12 protein-coding genes are annotated in these 12,918 nt (G+C 71.8%); all 12 read left to right on the top strand.

The features are described 5' to 3' along the window. The first annotated feature begins 187 nt into the window (after positions 1 to 187). Positions 188 to 1,144 (top strand): homoserine kinase, encoded by a 957-nt coding sequence (gene thrB / locus E4N63_RS09975; RefSeq protein ID WP_125625960.1) that lies wholly within the window; start codon positions 188 to 190, stop codon positions 1,142 to 1,144. A 353-nt stretch (positions 1,145 to 1,497) separates the two neighbouring features. Beyond that, complete coding sequence (gene rho / locus E4N63_RS09970; RefSeq protein WP_230240450.1) at positions 1,498 to 3,579, top strand: transcription termination factor Rho; 2,082 nt, start codon at positions 1,498 to 1,500, stop codon at positions 3,577 to 3,579. Positions 3,580 to 3,763: 184 nt separating this feature from the next. Beyond that, a complete protein-coding gene (locus E4N63_RS09965; RefSeq protein WP_230240449.1) occupies positions 3,764 to 4,876 on the top strand; it encodes an LCP family protein in 1,113 nt (370 codons plus the stop codon). A gap of 211 nt (positions 4,877 to 5,087) precedes the next feature. Continuing rightward, on the top strand, positions 5,088 to 5,312 hold the full coding sequence (gene rpmE, locus E4N63_RS09960; protein WP_019710018.1) for a 50S ribosomal protein L31: 225 nt from the start codon (positions 5,088 to 5,090) through the stop codon (positions 5,310 to 5,312). 149 nt (positions 5,313 to 5,461) lie between these two features. Then, on the top strand, positions 5,462 to 6,541 hold the full coding sequence (gene prfA, locus E4N63_RS09955; RefSeq protein WP_230240448.1) for a peptide chain release factor 1: 1,080 nt from the start codon (positions 5,462 to 5,464) through the stop codon (positions 6,539 to 6,541). A 139-nt stretch (positions 6,542 to 6,680) separates the two neighbouring features. Then, positions 6,681 to 7,520, top strand: a complete 840-nt coding sequence (prmC, locus tag E4N63_RS09950) for a peptide chain release factor N(5)-glutamine methyltransferase (protein ID WP_078648934.1) — start codon at positions 6,681 to 6,683, stop codon at positions 7,518 to 7,520. A 103-nt stretch (positions 7,521 to 7,623) separates the two neighbouring features. After that, the gene (locus tag E4N63_RS09945; RefSeq protein WP_019710015.1) at positions 7,624 to 8,271 is read left to right on the top strand and encodes an L-threonylcarbamoyladenylate synthase; all 648 of its coding nucleotides are present in this window, start codon (positions 7,624 to 7,626) and stop codon (positions 8,269 to 8,271) included. 119 nt (positions 8,272 to 8,390) lie between these two features. Next, positions 8,391 to 8,981 (top strand): protein-tyrosine-phosphatase, encoded by a 591-nt coding sequence (locus tag E4N63_RS09940; protein ID WP_095757982.1) that lies wholly within the window; start codon positions 8,391 to 8,393, stop codon positions 8,979 to 8,981. A gap of 389 nt (positions 8,982 to 9,370) precedes the next feature. Beyond that, positions 9,371 to 10,723, top strand: coding sequence for an MraY family glycosyltransferase (locus tag E4N63_RS09935; RefSeq protein ID WP_230240447.1), 1,353 nt, complete (start codon positions 9,371 to 9,373; stop codon positions 10,721 to 10,723). A 326-nt stretch (positions 10,724 to 11,049) separates the two neighbouring features. Beyond that, positions 11,050 to 11,487 carry a hypothetical protein gene (locus E4N63_RS09930; RefSeq protein ID WP_230240446.1) on the top strand — a complete coding sequence of 146 codons (438 nt, stop codon included), beginning with the start codon at positions 11,050 to 11,052 and terminating at the stop codon, positions 11,485 to 11,487. A gap of 264 nt (positions 11,488 to 11,751) precedes the next feature. After that, positions 11,752 to 12,573, top strand: coding sequence for a F0F1 ATP synthase subunit A (gene atpB, locus E4N63_RS09925; protein ID WP_230240445.1), 822 nt, complete (start codon positions 11,752 to 11,754; stop codon positions 12,571 to 12,573). Between the two features lie 75 nt (positions 12,574 to 12,648). Further along, positions 12,649 to 12,885 (top strand): ATP synthase subunit C, encoded by a 237-nt coding sequence (locus tag E4N63_RS09920; protein WP_019710010.1) that lies wholly within the window; start codon positions 12,649 to 12,651, stop codon positions 12,883 to 12,885. Positions 12,886 to 12,918: the final 33 nt, after the last annotated feature.

The following is a 12,918-nucleotide window of genomic DNA, read 5'->3' as shown; positions in this document are numbered from 1 at the left end:
CCCGTCCCCCGCATGCCGGATGCATATGCATGGCTCCGGCAGGGCACGCAGAGTACTGGCAGAGCCAGCGCTGCCGGGCCGCCACCGGCCACGGGCGGAGTCCCTGGCAGAAGCATCCGCAAGCCGACCCCGGCGGGGTCCCACCGAGGGAATCCCGCTGCCCCAGAACAAGGAGAGTCATCGAGCGATGGCCGGTCCCGCCTTCCGAGCCGCCGCCGTCCGGGTGCGCACCCCCGCGACCAGCGCCAATCTCGGCCCCGGCTTCGATGCCTTCGGCCTCGGCCTGGGGCTCTACGACGACGTCGTGGTCCGCGTCGCCGAGTCGGGGCTGCACATCGACATCGCCGGCGAGGGCGCGGAAACGCTCCCGCGGGACGAGAGCCACCTCCTCATCCGCTCCCTGCGCACCGCCTTCGACCTGCTCGGCGGGCAGCCGCGCGGCCTCGAAGTGGTCTGCGCCAACCGCATCCCGCACGGCCGCGGCCTGGGCTCCTCCTCCGCCGCCATCTGCGCCGGCATCACCGCCGCCCGCGCCGTGACGATAGGCGGGGCCGAGAAACTCGACGACACCGCGCTGCTGGAGCTGGCCACCGAGATCGAGGGCCACCCCGACAACGTCGCCGCCTGCCTGCTCGGCGGCTTCACCCTCGCCTGGACCGACGGCGGATCCGCCCGCGCCATCCGGATGGACCCGGCGCCGAGTGTCGTCCCCGTGGTCTTCGTCCCCTCCACCCCCGTGCTCACCGAGACCGCCCGCGGCCTGCTGCCGCGCATGGTGCCGCACGTCGACGCCGCCGCCAACGCCGGCCGGGCCGCCCTGCTCGTCGAGGCCCTCACCCGGCGTCCCGAACTGCTGCTCGCCGCCACCGAGGACCGGCTCCACCAGGAGTACCGGGCCCCGGCCATGCCGGAGAGCGCGGCCCTGGTCGCCCGGCTCCGCCAGGACGGCGTCCCCGCCGTCATCTCCGGCGCCGGCCCGACGGTGCTGGCCCTCGCCGAGGAGAGCACGGCCGACAAGGTCGCGCAGCTCGCCGGGGAGGGATGGGCGGCCAACAGGCTGTCCCTGGACGGCTCGGGTACCTGTGTCCTGCCGCTGACGGGGCAGGGCGGAATCCCCGGGGGCGCCCCGCGGACCACCGGGTGACATCCGACGATTGCCGGTCTTCGAGAGGGGGAATGTTTGTTGGGTCCGGTAGTGTTAACCTCAAGTCAGCACCTGGCACCTGAGCGGTGCGGTGCTTTGTGTCCCCCTCGGGGACACCATTCTTCCGGGAGCCTCCTCAACTGCCTGTGCAGCCTGCCTGAGCAGATGTGAGCACGCTCCGGAATCGGCGTGGCGGACATCCGGACAGTCTCCCCGCCGGGCCAATCCATGATTCTCCGCCTATGGGCGGGACCACCGCACCGGCCGGTCCGGGACACCCGGGACCGCAGCCGGACAGCACAACCGGTCGCCGAGCCAGACAGGCCGACGCCCGCTCCAGGGAAGGACCCTTCGTGAGCGACACCACCGATCTGATGGGCGTGACTGCCGACGAGAACGTCGGCGCAGCCTCCGCGCCCGCCACGGACGCTCCTGCCGCGCCTGCCACCGGTGCTGCCACTGGTGCTCCGAGGCGACGCCGCTCCGGCACCGGCCTCGAGGGCATGGTCCTGGCCGAGCTGCAGCAGGTTGCCTCCGCGCTCGGCATCAAGGGCACCGCGCGGATGCGCAAGAGCCAACTCATCGAGGTCATCAAGGAGAAGCAGGCGGGCGGCACCGCCCCCGCCAAGGACTCCGCGGACCAGGCCGCGCCCTCGTCCGACACCGCCGCCACCAAGCCGCGCCGCCGCGCCACCTCCAAGGCCCGTACGGGCGAGGAGGGCGCCGGAGCCGAGGCCGCGGACCGCGCCGAGGGCAAGACAGGCCCCGAGCAGCAGATCGACATCCCCGGCCAGCCGGCCAGTGACGAGCCGCCGCAGGGCGGCGAGCGCCGCCGGCGCCGTGCGACCGCGCAGGCCGGCAGCCCCGAGGAGACCGCCGCCGACACCTCCGCCGGAGCCCAGGAAAGCGACCGGAGCCGCGCCGAGACCCGCACCGCCCCGCAGGGCGGGGAGCGGCAGGACGGCGCCGGCGCCGAGAGCCGCGGCGGCAAGGGCGGCGACCGCGACCGCCAGGGCGGTGACCGCCAGGGCGGCCAGAAGGGCGACCGCCGTGACCGCGGCGACAACCGCGGCGAGCGGGGCGACCGCGGCAACAACCGCCGCAACAAGAACGACGACGGCGGCGGCCAGGGCGGCAACCGCCAGCGCGACCAGCGCGGCGGCCAGCAGCAGCGCGACGACGACGGCGACGACTTCGAGGGCGGCCGCCGCGGCCGCCGCGGGCGCTACCGCGACCGCCGGGGCCGCCGCGGGCGCGAGGAGTTCGGCGGCGAGCCGCAGGTCTCCGAGGACGATGTCCTGATCCCCGTCGCGGGCATCCTCGACATCCTCGACAACTACGCGTTCATCCGGACCTCCGGCTACCTGCCGGGCCCGAACGACGTCTACGTCTCCCTCGCCCAGGTCCGCAAGAACGGCCTGCGCAAGGGCGACCACGTCACCGGCGCGGTCCGCCAGCCCCGCGAGGGCGAGCGGCGCGAGAAGTTCAACGCCCTGGTGCGGCTGGACTCGGTGAACGGCATGGCGCCCGAGACCGGCCGCGGCCGCCCGGAGTTCGGCAAGCTCACCCCGCTCTACCCGCAGGACCGGCTCCGTCTGGAGACCGAGCCGAACCTGATGACGACCCGGATCATCGATCTGGTCGCGCCGATCGGCAAGGGCCAGCGCGGTCTGATCGTGGCCCCGCCGAAGACCGGCAAGACCATGATCATGCAGGCGATCGCCAACGCGATCACCCGCAACAACCCCGAGTGCCACCTGATGGTCGTCCTCGTCGACGAGCGTCCGGAAGAGGTCACCGACATGCAGCGGTCGGTGAAGGGCGAGGTCATCTCCTCGACCTTCGACCGCCCCGCCGAGGACCACACCACCGTCGCCGAGCTGGCCATCGAGCGGGCCAAGCGCCTGGTCGAGCTGGGTCACGACGTGGTCGTCCTGCTGGACTCGATCACCCGCCTCGGCCGCGCGTACAACCTCGCGGCCCCGGCCTCCGGCCGGATCCTCTCCGGTGGTGTCGACTCCACCGCGCTGTACCCGCCGAAGCGCTTCTTCGGCGCCGCGCGGAACATCGAGGACGGCGGCTCGCTGACCATCCTGGCCACCGCGCTGGTCGACACCGGTTCGCGGATGGACGAGGTGATCTTCGAGGAGTTCAAGGGAACCGGCAACCTGGAGCTCAAGCTCGACCGCAGGCTCTCCGACAAGCGGATCTTCCCCTCGGTGGACGTCGACGCGTCCGGTACCCGCAAGGAGGAGATCCTGCTCGGCAGCGACGAGCTCGCGATCACCTGGAAGCTCCGCCGGGTGCTGCACGCCCTGGACTCCCAGCAGGCCATCGAGCTGCTCCTGGACAAGCTCAAGGAGACCAAGAGCAACGCGGAGTTCCTGCTCCAGATCCAGAAGACCACCCCGGCACCGGGCAACGGCAACGACTGACCCGGCCGCCGCGGGAGACCACGGCAGCCGGAAGGGGGCTCCACCGCCACGGCGGGGGAGCCCCCTCGCCGCGTACCGGGGGGCGGCCGGGCACCGGAAGAGGGGCCCGGCCGCGCCGGGGGAGCGGCGCCGGGTCTGAGGGCTCCAAAAGGGGGTAACCGGACAGCGACGACGTGGGGAGCACATGGCGGACGAAGCGACGAACGGGGAGAGCGGGTCACCCGGCACCGGCGACCGGGGTGCCGCCCGCCGCCGAGCGCTGAGGATCACCGCCTGGGTGCTCTCCGCGGTCGTGCTGCTGGGCGGTGCCGGCCTCGGCTACGTCTGGACGAAGCTCGACGGCAACCTCCGCGACATCGACATCGACGCCGCCCTCGGCACCGACCGGCCCGAGGACCTCGACAACGGCTCGACGGACATCCTGGTGCTCGGCTCCGACTCCCGCAAAGGCGCCAACAAGAAGTACGGCAGCGCCGGCCAGAGCGGCTCCCGCTCCGACACGGCGATGATCGTCCACATCCACGAGGGCCGCCGCAAGGCCACCGTCGTCAGCATCCCCCGGGACACCCTGGTGCGGCGCCCCGCCTGCGACCGCAAGGACGGCGAGGGGACGCACCCGCCCGCCCGGCGCGCCATGTTCAACGAGTCGTACAAGATCGGCGGGCCGGTCTGCGCCGTCAAGACCGCCGAGGCCGTCTCCGGCATCCGGATGGACCACTATCTGGAGATCGACTTCACCGGCTTCAAGAAGGTCGTCGACGAACTCGGCGGCGTGGAGCTCACCACCGAGGAGCGGATCAAGGACAAGAAGAGCCGGCTCGACCTGCCCCCCGGCACCCACGTTCTCGACGGCGAGCAGGCCCTCGGCCTGGTCCGCACCCGGCACGCCATCGGCAACGGCAGCGACCTCGGCCGGATACACCTCCAGCAGGCCTTCCTCAAGGCCCTGCTCGACCAGGTGGGGGAGATCGGCCTCTTCAGCGACCCGGGCAAGCTCTACGGCGTCGCCGACACCGCCACCCAGGCCCTCACCACCGACTCCGGGCTGGCCGGGGTGAAGAAACTGCTGGACTTCTCCCGGAGCATGCGGGAGATCGGCTCCGAGGACCTGGACATGATCACCCTGCCCGTGGAGTACGACCCGGAGGACGGCAACCGCGTGGTGCCGCTGAAGGACAAGACCCGTACCGTCTGGGACGCCCTCCGCCGGGACCGGCCCGTCCCGGACTCCGCGACCGAGGGCTCCGCCGGAGACCAGGCCCGCGAGGACTCCGACGAGGTCCTCGGCGGCTCCTGAGGGCCCGGGGCCCGGCGGAGCCGCCCCGGGCGGCCCCGGGCCGCCGCCCGGGGAATAGAACGGCCCCGCCCCCGGTTTTGGGAGATGCGCCCGGTCCTGGCAGACTGGTGCGTCGGCCCCGGTTCACGTACGGGCGGTTACCCCACCTCGTCCGCCATCGGGCAGGCGGGGCCCGGACGACCCGGTGCCCTCCCGAACCTAGGAGCATCCCTTGAAGCGCGACATCCACCCCGAGTACGTCGAGACCCAGGTGAGCTGCACCTGCGGAGCCTCGTTCACCACGCGCAGCACCGTCACCGAGGGCGCCATCCGCGCCGACGTGTGCTCCGAGTGCCACCCGTTCTACACGGGCAAGCAGAAGATCCTCGACACGGGTGGCCGCGTGGCCCGCTTCGAGGCCCGCTTCGGCAAGAACGCCGGGTCCGCCAAGAAGTAGCGACCCCACGGCGCCGGTCTCCGGCCGCCCCTCCAGCCAGGGGCGGCCGGACCGGCGCTTTGTCGTCCACCGGGCCCTCCCGGCCATCCGCACCCACCCCCACGGGCAGCCCCGCCCGTCCCACCCCACTTCCGAGGAAACGAATCCCGATGTTCGAGGCGGTCGAAGAACTGATCGGCGAGCATGCCGATCTCGAGAAGCGGCTCGCCGACCCCACGGTCCACGCCGACCAGCGCGAGGCGACCCGGCTCAACAAGCGCTACGCCGAGCTGACGCCGGTCATCACCGCGTACCGCTCCTGGAAGAGCACCGGCGACGACATCGAGGCGGCGCGCGAACTCGCGTTGGACGACCCCGACTTCGCGGACGAGGTCAAGGAGCTGGAGATCCGGCGCGAGGAGCTCACCGAGCGGCTGCGGCTGCTGCTCGTCCCGCGCGACCCCAGCGACGACAAGGACGTGATCCTGGAGGTCAAGGCGGGGGAGGGCGGCGAGGAGTCGGCCCTGTTCGCCGGCGACCTGCTGCGGATGTACCTGCGCTACGCCGAGCGCGCCGGCTGGAAGACCGAGATCCTGGAGGCCAACGAGTCCGACCTCGGCGGCTACAAGGACGTCCAGGTCGCCGTGAAGACCAAGGGCGGGAACGGTGCCACCGAGCCCGGCCAGGGCGTCTGGGCGCGGCTGAAGTACGAGGGCGGGGTGCACCGCGTGCAGCGCGTCCCGGCCACCGAGTCGCAGGGCCGCATCCACACCTCCGCCGCCGGCGTGCTCGTCACGCCCGAGGCCGAGGAGGTCGAGGTCGAGATCGGCCCCAACGACCTGCGGATCGACGTCTACCGCTCCTCGGGCCCCGGCGGCCAGTCCGTCAACACCACCGACTCCGCGGTGCGCATCACCCACCTGCCCACCGGCATCGTCGTCTCCTGCCAGAACGAGAAGAGCCAGCTCCAGAACAAGGAGCAGGCGCTGCGCATCCTCCGCTCCCGGCTGCTGGCCGCCGCGCAGGAGGAGGCGGAGCGGGAGGCGTCGGACGCCCGGCGCAGCCAGGTCCGCACCGTCGACCGCTCCGAGCGCATCCGCACCTACAACTACCCGGAGAACCGCATCTCCGACCACCGCGTCGGCTTCAAGGCGTACAACCTGGACCAGGTGCTCGACGGAGACCTGGACCCGGTCATCCAGGCCTGTGTGGACGCCGACTCGGCGGCCAAGCTGGCCGCCGCCCAGTAGACCCGGTCGTCCGCCCACCCCGGGGACGAACCGAAGCCCGCACCGCCGGACCGGCTGGAGGAACAGCGTGCCGCCCTCTTCCGGGGGACGACCCCCGTACCCGCCCGCTGCCGGCGGGCGCCCCGCGCGCCCCCGGTCGCTGCTGCTCGCCGAGGTGGCCCAGGCCACCCAGCGGCTGGCCGACGCCGGCGTGCCCTCACCGCGCTTCGACGCCGAGGAACTCGCCGCCTTCGTGCACAGCGTCAAGCGGAGCGAGCTGCACACCGTCGCCGACGCCGACTTCGACGCCCGCTACTGGGAGGCCGTAGCCCGCCGCGAGGCCCGCGAGCCGCTGCAGCACATCACCGGCCGCGCCTTCTTCCGCTACCTGGAACTCCAGGTCGGGCCGGGGGTGTTCGTGCCCCGCCCGGAGACCGAGTCGGTCGTCGGCTGGGCCATAGACGCCGTCCGCGCCATGGACGTGGCCGAACCCCTGATCGTGGACCTCTGCTCCGGCTCCGGCGCCATCGCGCTGGCCCTCGCGCAGGAGGTGCCGCGCTCCCGGGTGCACGCCGTGGAGCTGGACGAGGGCGCGCTGCGCTGGGCCCGCAGGAATGTCGAGGGTTCCAGGGTGACCCTGCACCAAGGGAACGCCTTCGACGCCCTCCCCGAGCTCGACGGCCAGGTGGACCTCGTCGTCTCCAACCCGCCGTACATCCCGCTCACCGAGTGGGAGTACGTGGCCCCCGAGGCGCGCGACCACGATCCCGAACTGGCGCTCTTCTCCGGTGAGGACGGCCTCGACACCATCCGCGGCATCGAGCGCACCGCGCACCGGCTGCTCCGCCCCGGCGGCGTCGTCGTCGTCGAGCACGCCGACACCCAGGGCGGCCAGGTGCCGTGGATCTTCACCGAGGAGCGGGGCTGGGCCGACGCGGCCGACCACCCCGACCTCAACAACCGTCCCCGGTTCGCCACGGCCCGCCGGGCCATGCCATGACCGACACGGCGACCGCTTCGCGCGGAAGCGGCGGCGACACCGGCCGCACCCGTCACACTGACCCCAGCGAGCAGACAGCGCTCCGGCCGAGGGAGGCCCGTTAATGGCACGGCGATACGACTGCACCGACGCGACCGACCGCAAGACCGGGCTGCGCGAAGCCGCGTCCGCCGTCCGCCGCGGCGAACTCGTCGTCCTCCCCACCGACACCGTCTACGGGATCGGCGCGGACGCGTTCAGCGCCGAGGCCGTCGGCGACCTCCTGGAGGCCAAGGGCCGCGGCCGCAACATGCCCTCACCCGTGCTCGTCGGCTCGCCGAACACCCTGCACGGCCTGGTCACCGACTTCTCGGAGCTCGCCTGGGAGCTCGTCGACGCCTTCTGGCCCGGCGCGCTCACCCTCGTCGCCCGGCACCAGCCCTCGCTCCAGTGGAACCTGGGCGACACCCGCGGCACCGTCGCCGTCCGCATGCCGCTGCACCCGGTCGCCATCGAGCTGCTGACCGAGGTCGGCCCGATGGCCGTCTCCAGCGCCAACCTCACCGGCCACCCCTCGCCGCAGACCTGCGACGCCGCGGAGGAGATGCTCGGCGACTCCGTCTCCGTCTACCTCGACGGCGGGCCGACCCCCGCCGCCGTGGCCTCCTCCATCGTGGACGTCACCGGCAAGGTGCCGGTGCTGCTGCGCGAGGGAGCGCTCTCCGCGGACCAGCTCCGCGAGGTGGTACCCGACCTCGAGGTGGCGAATTGACGGCGCCCCAGAGGCGTGGCATAGCGGACGGCCTCCCGGGCCGCGCGGGCGGTTTCCCGGGACCACGGCCGGGCGTCTTCTCCGTACCCGACGGAGGCGGGGAGCCCGGCGTATTCCGCATCCTCCACGTCAGCACCGGCAACGTCTGCCGCTCGCCCATCACCGAGCGGCTGACCCGCCATGCCCTCGCCCACCGGCTCGGCGGCCCCTGCGGCATCATCGTGGAGAGCGCCGGCACCTGGGGGCACGAGGGCGCTCCCATGGAGGCGCACGCGGCGACCGTCCTCACCGACCTCGGCGCGGACCCCGGCGGCTTCACCGGCCGGGAACTCCTCGACGAGCACGTCATCCGCGCCGACCTCGTCCTCACCGCGACCCGCGACCACCGGGCCCAGGTGATCTCCATGGGGCACTCGGCGGGCCTGCGCACCTTCACGCTCAAGGAGTTCACCCGGCTGGTACGGGCCATAGACCCGGCGACGCTGCCCGACCCCGAGCCCGACGGCGCCGTCGTCGACCGCGCCCGCGCCCTGGTGCGCGCCGCCGCGGCGCTGCGGGGCTGGCTGCTGGCGCCCAGCGCCGAGGCCGACGAGGTGCACGACCCCTACGGTGCGCCGATCACCTTCTTCCGCTCCATCGGCGAGGAGATCCAGCAGGCCCTCGACCCGATGCTCACCGCGCTCACGGGCGTCCCCGCCCCCCGGCCGTAACCGGCCGCCGCTCCCCGGCCCGGCGACGGGCACCTTCTCCCTCCGCAGAACAGCACCCCACCGGTCGGCCCGCGGGTGACGCGCGTAGACCGCCCGCCGTGGACATCCGGGAATCCCCGGGCCATTTCCGGGCAGGCGGATGGATCGGGGAACCATCCGCGGCGCGCGTACGTCCTTACGGGAACGGCGGTTCCCGGCCGGCGCTCCCGGACCGTGGCCGCCGAGGCCCCCGGTACGCCCGGCGCGGTGGCCGCCCCGGTGAACCCTTGTGAAGAGGCCGTGAGAAACACCGCAGTACGGGGCTCCTGCCGGAGGCTCGTGCACGCGACCGGTGTGGGGCGGCATAGGCTGTGGGGCCTAGATGGCCGGCGAGACCCCTGGGGCAGTTCGTGCGTGAATACCTGCTGACGCTCTGCGTCACCGCCGCGGTCACCTACCTGCTGACCGGGCCGGTGCGGAAGTTCGCGATCGCGGCCGGCGCGATGCCGGAGATCCGCGAGCGGGACGTCCACCGCGAGCCGACGCCCCGGCTGGGCGGGATCGCCATGTTCGGCGGTCTCTGCGCGGGACTGCTGGTGGCCTCGCAGATGTCGAACATCGGCGAGATGTTCGAACTCTCCAGTGAGCCGCGGGCGCTTCTGGCCGGCGCCGCCCTGATCTGGCTGCTGGGCGTGCTCGACGACAAGTGGGGCGTGGACGCGCTGATCAAGCTGGGCGGCCAGATGATCGCCGCGGGCGTGATGGTCTGGCAGGGCCTCACGATCCTGTGGATCCCGGTGCCGGGCGTCGGCTCGGTGGCCCTCACGCCCATGCAGGGCACGCTGCTGACCGTGGCGCTCGTCGTCATCACCATCAACGCGGTGAACTTCGTGGACGGCCTCGACGGGCTGGCCTCGGGCATGGTCTGCATCGCCGCCGCCGCGTTCTTCATGTACGCGTACCGCATGTGGTACGGCTACGGCGTCGAGGCCGCGGCCCCCGCGACGCTCTTCGCCGTCATTCTCATGGGCATGGCACTGGGCTTCCTGCCGCACAACATGCACCCCGCCCGGATCTTCATGGGCGACTCGGGATCGATGCTGATCGGCCTGGTGCTGGCGGCGGGCGCCATCTCCATCACCGGCCAGGTGGACCCCGATCTGCTCCAGGCGGCCACCGGCTCCGAGAAGGAGGCCGTGAAGTCGACGGTGCCCGTCTACATCCCCGTCGTGCTGCTGCCGCTGAGCATCATCGCGGTGCCGGTCGCCGACCTGGTACTGGCCGTCGTCCGGCGCACCTGGAACGGACAGTCGCCGTTCGCGGCCGACCGCGGCCATCTGCACCACCGGCTGCTGGAGATCGGCCACTCGCACAGCCGGGCCGTGCTGATCATGTACTTCTGGTCGGCGCTGATCGGCTTCTCCGCCGTCGCCTACTCGGTCAACTCCGCCAGTGTGTGGGTGGTGCTGGCGCTGGCCATGTTCAGCGCCGTCGGCCTCTTCATCCTGCTGCTGCCCCGTTTCACCCCGCGGGTGCCGCGCTGGGCGCAGGCCGTCGTGCCGCCCCGCTACCGCAGGGAGGGGCGCCCGGCCGAGTCGGCGGAGGAGGCGGACGAGGCGGGGCAGTCGTCGGCCTCCCCGGCGGCCGGTGAGACGGGCGCGGAGCGGTCCGGTACGGTGGCGCAGGCCAACGGCGCGACAGCCGTCGGCGCCCGCGGTGGCCACCGCGTCCCGCAGCGCAGCAAGGCCGGCAGCCGGGGCTGAACCGGGCGCTCCGCGGGACTTCGGCGGGCCTTCCGCCTACGGCCGGCACCGGACGGTGCGGACTTTGCCGGATCGTGAGATTTTCCCCAGCAGGGATCTCGTTCGGGTGCACCCCGATGACCTGCGGATTAGCCCGTCCGTGTGACAGTCGGCACACCAAGTGAGTAAAGACCTCATCAAATAGTTTGTGATACCGTTCACGAAGACCCGGAAGCAGGGTCGGTGACCGCAGCGCGACGGGCCACCGGCCGGGAGGTGGCACCTCGACCGGGCCTTACGCTCGTCCTCGACGACCTCTCGACCCCCACTCCACGGAGCCGCCCTCCATGCAGTCGAACGACGCCCGAATGCTCCTGCACACGGCGGGGCCCACCGCCGCCGTCGGTGTGATCGCCGTCGCCGCGGCCGCGGCGCTCGCCGGTGGTAAAGGTGCCCTCGGCGCGGTCTTCGGCACCGCGGTGGTGATCCTCTTCATGGGGATCGGCATCGTCGTGCTCCAGCACACGGGGCGCAAATACCCGCAGCTGTTCCAGGCCATGGGCCTGATGCTCTTCACCACCCAGCTGCTGCTGCTCTTCGTCTTCGTGGCCGCCTTCAAGAACACCACGCTCTTCGACCACAAGGCCTTCGCGGCCTCACTGGTGGCGGCCACCCTCGTCTGGGTCGCGGCGCAGGCCCGCGCGCACATGAAGGCGAAGATCCTGTATGTCGATCCCGAGCAGGCCGGGCGGAGCGAGTCCGGCCCCCGGGGGTCGGCCGCATGACGACCGGGGGCGCGTCAAGAACCCGTAAGCGGGCCTGCTATCGTCCGGTTCCAACTGCGGCACAGCGCGAGCGGTCGGCCGGGCTCCCGGATTCCACGGGACGGAACCGGCGGTCCCCGCGGCTGACGCCCCGTCGGCCACACGGCTCCGCGCCGGCCGGCCGCCCCCAAACCCGTAACACCAGTCCAGTGCCGAACCGCGGCTCCGTGCCGCGCCGACACAACGAGGTTGCCGTACCTATGCGCCACGCTGAAGGAGCTCGCGGTGAGTGCTGACCCGACAACGGTGCTCGCGTTCGAGACCGATTGCCACATCTTCTCCGGGTGCGGCTTCCCGGCCCCCAGCCTGTGGTCTTTCATCTTCGACCCGATCGTCGGCGACAGGCACTCCGACTTCTACTTCAACAAGCCGATGCTGCTGGCGCTGCTGAGCACCATCGTGGTCGTCGGCTTCTTCTGGATGGCCTTCGCCAAGCCGAAGGTCGTGCCCGGCAAGCTCCAGATGGTCGGCGAAGCCGGCCTGGACTTCGTCCGCAACGGCATCGTCTACCAGACGATGGGCAAGAGGGACGGCGAGAAGTACGTCCCGCTCATGGTCTCGCTGTTCTTCTTCGTATGGATCATGAACCTCTGGTCCATCATCCCGCTGGCCCAGTTCCCGGTGACCTCGATCATCGCGTACCCGGCCGTCCTGGCGGGCATCGTCTACATCCTCTGGATCTCGCTGACCTTCAAGAAGCACGGCTTCGTCGGCTTCTTCAAGAACGTCACCGGCTACGACAAGTCGCTGGGCGCCGTGCTGCCGCTGGCCATGACCATCGAGTTCTTCTCGAACCTGCTGGTCCGCCCGTTCACCCACGCGGTCCGGCTCTTCGCGAACATGTTCGCCGGTCACACCCTGCTGGTGCTCTTCACCATCGCCAGCTGGTACCTGCTGAACGGGATCGGCATCGCCTACGCCGGTGTCTCGTTCCTCATGGTCCTCGTGATGACCGTCTTCGAGCTCTTCATCCAGGCCGTTCAGGCGTACGTCTTCGTCCTGCTGGCGTGCGTCTACGTCCAGGGCGCGCTCGCCGAGCACCACTGAGCAGCCCAGCCTCCCCGCCCATAGATGTCCGGTGGCCAACCCCCACCGGCTTGTGAAAGAGAAGGAAGAAACAGCATGTCCGCTGTGGAGAACCTCGCCGCCGTCTCCGGCTCCCTCGGCTCCATCGGCTACGGCCTCGCGGCCATCGGCCCCGGCGTCGGCGTCGGCATCATCTTCGGTAACGGCACCCAGGCGCTCGCCCGCCAGCCCGAGGCGGCCGGTCTCATCCGTGCCAACCAGATCCTCGGCTTCGCGTTCTGTGAGGCGCTGGCCCTGATCGGCCTCGTCATGCCGTTCGTGTTCGGTACCTGATCTGAGCTCACCGACACCACTTTTCGACGAAAG

Source organism: Streptomyces sp. MNU89, from assembly GCF_020982505.1.
Classification (GTDB): domain Bacteria; phylum Actinomycetota; class Actinomycetes; order Streptomycetales; family Streptomycetaceae; genus Streptomyces; species Streptomyces xinghaiensis.
This window is presented reverse-complemented; position numbering and strand designations above follow the sequence as displayed.